This is a genomic window from Rathayibacter sp. AY1E2, assembly GCF_002932325.1.
Classification (GTDB): Bacteria; Actinomycetota; Actinomycetes; order Actinomycetales; family Microbacteriaceae; genus Rathayibacter.
The window spans coordinates 1-3,586 of record NZ_PSVO01000048.1; the positions used below are offsets into that span (position 1 = coordinate 1).

Genomic DNA, 3,586 nt, shown 5'->3' on the forward strand with positions numbered 1-3,586 from the left:
GGTCAGGCGCCCTGCTCGCCCTTCGGCGGCGGGGTGGGGGCGGCGTCCGGCTCCTGCACGAGCTGCAGCCCGCCGGACGAGTTCGCCGAGACGGTCAGCAGGTCGATCCAGGTGCGGTTGATCGAGGGGACCCGTCCGCCGAAGTACTTGAAGTAGAGGGGCACGGAGGGGTCGAGCCAGATGCTCGAGCGGCCGTCGCCGACCGCGGGGTCGTCCCGCCAGGAGAAGAAGAAGCTCTCGCGGCGGCGCAGCTTGTTGGCGATGACGATCTGGACGTGCGTGAGCGTGCGGTCGTCGAACTCGATCTCGACTCCCGAGGCTCCGTAGAGCAGCTTCCCCATGGGGGCCTCCCGGCCGCCCGTCGCCGGGCGGTGCATGACGGTGCCCGCGGGCACGAGAAGCGGGACCGTTCCGGCGCCCGCCGTGGACCGAGCGGCTCGCATCCGGACGCGGGCGCCCGGGCGCGGAACCGCCCGGTGACGACTCTAGGCGAGGCGGCGCGGGCGCGCGGGATCCTCGTCCGATTCCCGAACACCGGGCTCCTCCCGCCGCACGGACGACCGGTCCGGGGGCGCACCCGGCCCCCTGTCGGATCCGGGCGGGACGCGCCGGGGCGCTGCCGCGCGCATGTCGGAGGTCGGACGTACGGTACCCGCATGATCGAATGCGCACTCTGCGGAACCGACGCCGTCGTCCTCGACCGCTCCGGCGGCCGCGGCACCGAGGAGGAGCTCGTCGTGCTCTGCGCCGACTGCACCCCGGGCGAGATCACCCAGGCCCTCGAGGCCGGGCTGCTCGAGCCCGCTCGACGCAGCGCGCACGCCCGCGCCGCCTAGGGAGCGGCGCGTCGGACGGAGTGCCCCCACTGGGACTCGAACCCAGACTGAGACGATTTTAAGTCGTCTGCCTCTGCCGATTGGGCTATGGGGGCGACCACCGGGAGGAGCGATCCTCCCGGCGGCGGTGTCAGGACTTGGCGGGCTCGCCGCCGACCGGGACCGGAGCACCGGCCTGGCCGGGGATCTGCGCCGGGGCCTGCGCGGCCGGAGCCTCGGCGGCCGGGGCCGCCGGACGCGGACGCGACGCGTAGGTCTCGAAGGAGCCGCGGGGGTACTCGCGGGCCTCGATCGAGGCGATGTCGCGGCCGAGCCAGAGGTTGTTCCACCAGCCCCAGACCACGCGGAACTTGCGCTCCCACGAGGGCATGGCGAGACCGTGGTAGCCGCGGTGCATCACCCAGGCGGGGAAGCCCTTCACGGCGATCTTGCCGGACTGGAACACGCCGATGCCGATGCCCAGGCCCGCGACCGCGCCGAGGTTCTTGTGCACGTAGTCGACCGGCTCCTCGCCGCGGAGGACCGCGGTGATGTTCTTGGCCATGAGCTTGCCCTGGCGGACGGCGTGCTGGGCGTTCGGCACGCAGAAGCCGCCGACGCCGCCGCCGGTGAGGTCGGGGACGGCCGTCGCGTCGCCGGCGCCCCAGGCGCCCTCGACGAGCACGTCGTCGTGGCCGACGCGGAGGTCGGCGCGCACGCGCAGGCGGCCGCGCTCCTCGATGGGCAGGTCGGAGTTCTTGATCGACGGGTTCGCCATGACGCCCGCGGTCCAGATGATGAGGTCCGACTCGAAGCTCTCGCCCGTCGACAGCTGGATGACGCCGTTCTCGGCCGACTTGAGCTGCGTGTCGAGGTGCACGGTGGCGCCGCGCTGGTCGAGGTTCTTCAGCACCCAGTGGCTCGTCTCGAGGGCGACCTCGGGCATGATCCGGCCCATCGCCTCGATGAGGTGGAACTGCGTCTCCTCGAAGTCGATCTCGGGGTAGCGCTTGAGCAGCGCGCTCGCGAAGGAGCGCAGCTCGGCGAAGACCTCGATGCCCGCGAACCCGCCGCCGACGACCGTGACGGTCAGCAGGCGCGAGCGCTCGGGGCCGGCGGGCAGCGACGCGGCCTTGTCGAAGTTCGTGAGCATGCGGTCGCGGATCGCGGTCGCCTCCTCGATCGTCTTCAGGCCGATCGCGTTGTCGGCGACGCCCGGGATCGGGAAGGTGCGCGAGACGGAGCCGGCGGTGACGACGATCTGGTCGTACTCGAACTCGTAGGGCTCGCCCACGGTCGGGGTGATCGTCGCGGTGCGGTTCGCGTGGTCGATCTTCGTCACCTTGGCGGCGAGGATCGCGGTCTTCTTGAGGTGGCGGCGGAGCGAGACGATCGCGTGGCGCGGCTCGATCGATCCCGCGGCGACCTCGGGGAGGAAGGGCAGGTACGCCATGTAGGGCAGCGGGTCGACGATCGTGACCTCTGCCTCGTGCGGGCGGAGCTGCTTCTCGAGCTTCCACGCGGTGTAGAAGCCGGCGTAGCCGCCTCCGACGATCAGGATTCTGGGCACGGTTGACTCTCCAAGAGGGATGGACAATGCGAACACCCTCACGCAATGCGAAGTGCCCGCTCTCGATGCGGTGGGCAGCACTGACCCCGACTGGGAATCAGCTTAGCGAAGAGCGCGCCGGTGGTGGCGCCTCCGTGGCTCCGGTAGGAGCGGCTACGCGTCGAGCGGCCTGCAGGCGCAGCGCTCGGGAGACCAGTCGGCGCGGGCCAGGGCCAGATCGCCGATCGGATTGACGCCGGGGCCCGCCGCGAGGGCGTGCGCCGCGAGGGCGTGGAGGCACTTCACCCGCGAGGGCATGCCCCCGGAGGAGATGCCCGCGATCTCGGGGACGGAGCCGACGCTCTCGCGGTCGGCCAGGAACGCCCGGTGCGCAGCGGCGTACGCCTCGCGCAGCTCCTCGTCCTCGGCGAGCATCGCGTTGTACTCGACCATGACCTGGGTCGCCTCGAGCTGCGAGATCGCGGCCGTCGCGGCGGGGTGGGTCAGGTAGTAGAAGGTGGGGAACGGCGTGCCGTCGGACAGGCGGGGGCTCGTGGAGACCACCGTCGGGTCGCCGCAGACGCAGCGTGCGCTGATCCCGACGACGTCCCGGGCGGGACGGCCCAGCTGGGCGGAGACGACCGCGATGTCGCGCTCGGACGGCGGATCGAAGGGGGGCGTGGTCACGGGGGCTCCAGAGGACGGACGGCCGGGAGGACGCTCCAGTGTACGCGGGGCCGGGCGGGAGCGACGGGGCCGGGCGGGAGCTACGGAGTCGGTGTCAGCTCGTCGGCGGTCGGCTCGCCGAGGCCCGAGACCGCGATCGAGGACAGCAGGGAGCCGGCCCAGTCGCTCGGGGTCTCCTGCACCGTGTCGCTCGCGGGCTGCTGCGCCTGCTGGGCGAGCGTCACGTCGTCGAGCACGAGGTAGCTCACCTCGCCGGGCATCACGAAGTACAGCCGCTCGCGGGCCTGCGCGCGGATGAACGCCGGGTCGGACCAGCGGGTGCGCTGCTCGTCGAGGTTCTGCGCCTGGGTCTTGGCCGCGTCGACCGAGCGCTGCAGCTCGGCGATCTCGGCGCGCTGCTCGACGAAGTTCTTGATGCTCGGGGCGAGCACGACCACCGCGAGGATCATGATCCCCATCACCAGCAGCGTGAAGCCGGAGCCGCGGACGCCGGCGATCCACGCGGACGAGGGCGGGGCGGGCGGCTGCTTCGGGC

The 3,586-nt window shown here is 72.2% G+C and carries 5 protein-coding genes and 1 tRNA gene; 1 reads left to right on the top strand and 5 read right to left on the bottom strand.

Features of this window, described 5'->3' with window-relative positions:
• Nucleotides 1-2 precede the first annotated feature (2 nt).
• Nucleotides 3-341: an ATP-dependent DNA ligase gene (locus tag C5C49_RS16600; RefSeq protein WP_068211888.1), complete on the bottom strand. Its 339-nt coding sequence runs from the start codon at nt 339-341 to the stop codon at nt 3-5.
• A gap of 315 nt (nt 342-656) precedes the next feature.
• Between C5C49_RS16600 and C5C49_RS16605 the strand changes: the two genes are divergently transcribed.
• On the top strand, nt 657-836 hold the full coding sequence (locus C5C49_RS16605) for a hypothetical protein (RefSeq protein ID WP_104346618.1): 180 nt from the start codon (nt 657-659) through the stop codon (nt 834-836).
• 21 nt (nt 837-857) lie between these two features.
• Here the strand turns inward: C5C49_RS16605 and C5C49_RS16610 are convergent.
• The 4 genes from C5C49_RS16610 to C5C49_RS16625 form a co-directional block, all read right to left on the bottom strand.
• Nucleotides 858-931: transfer RNA gene (locus tag C5C49_RS16610), tRNA-Leu, on the bottom strand.
• Nucleotides 932-966: 35 nt separating this feature from the next.
• Nucleotides 967-2,385 (bottom strand): NAD(P)/FAD-dependent oxidoreductase, encoded by a 1,419-nt coding sequence (locus C5C49_RS16615; protein WP_104225019.1) that lies wholly within the window; start codon nt 2,383-2,385, stop codon nt 967-969.
• Between the two features lie 153 nt (nt 2,386-2,538).
• Nucleotides 2,539-3,051: a DUF501 domain-containing protein gene (locus tag C5C49_RS16620; protein ID WP_104227430.1), complete on the bottom strand. Its 513-nt coding sequence runs from the start codon at nt 3,049-3,051 to the stop codon at nt 2,539-2,541.
• Between the two features lie 80 nt (nt 3,052-3,131).
• On the bottom strand, nt 3,132-3,586 hold a 455-nt coding region (locus C5C49_RS16625; protein WP_104225017.1), incomplete at its 5' end, for a septum formation initiator family protein.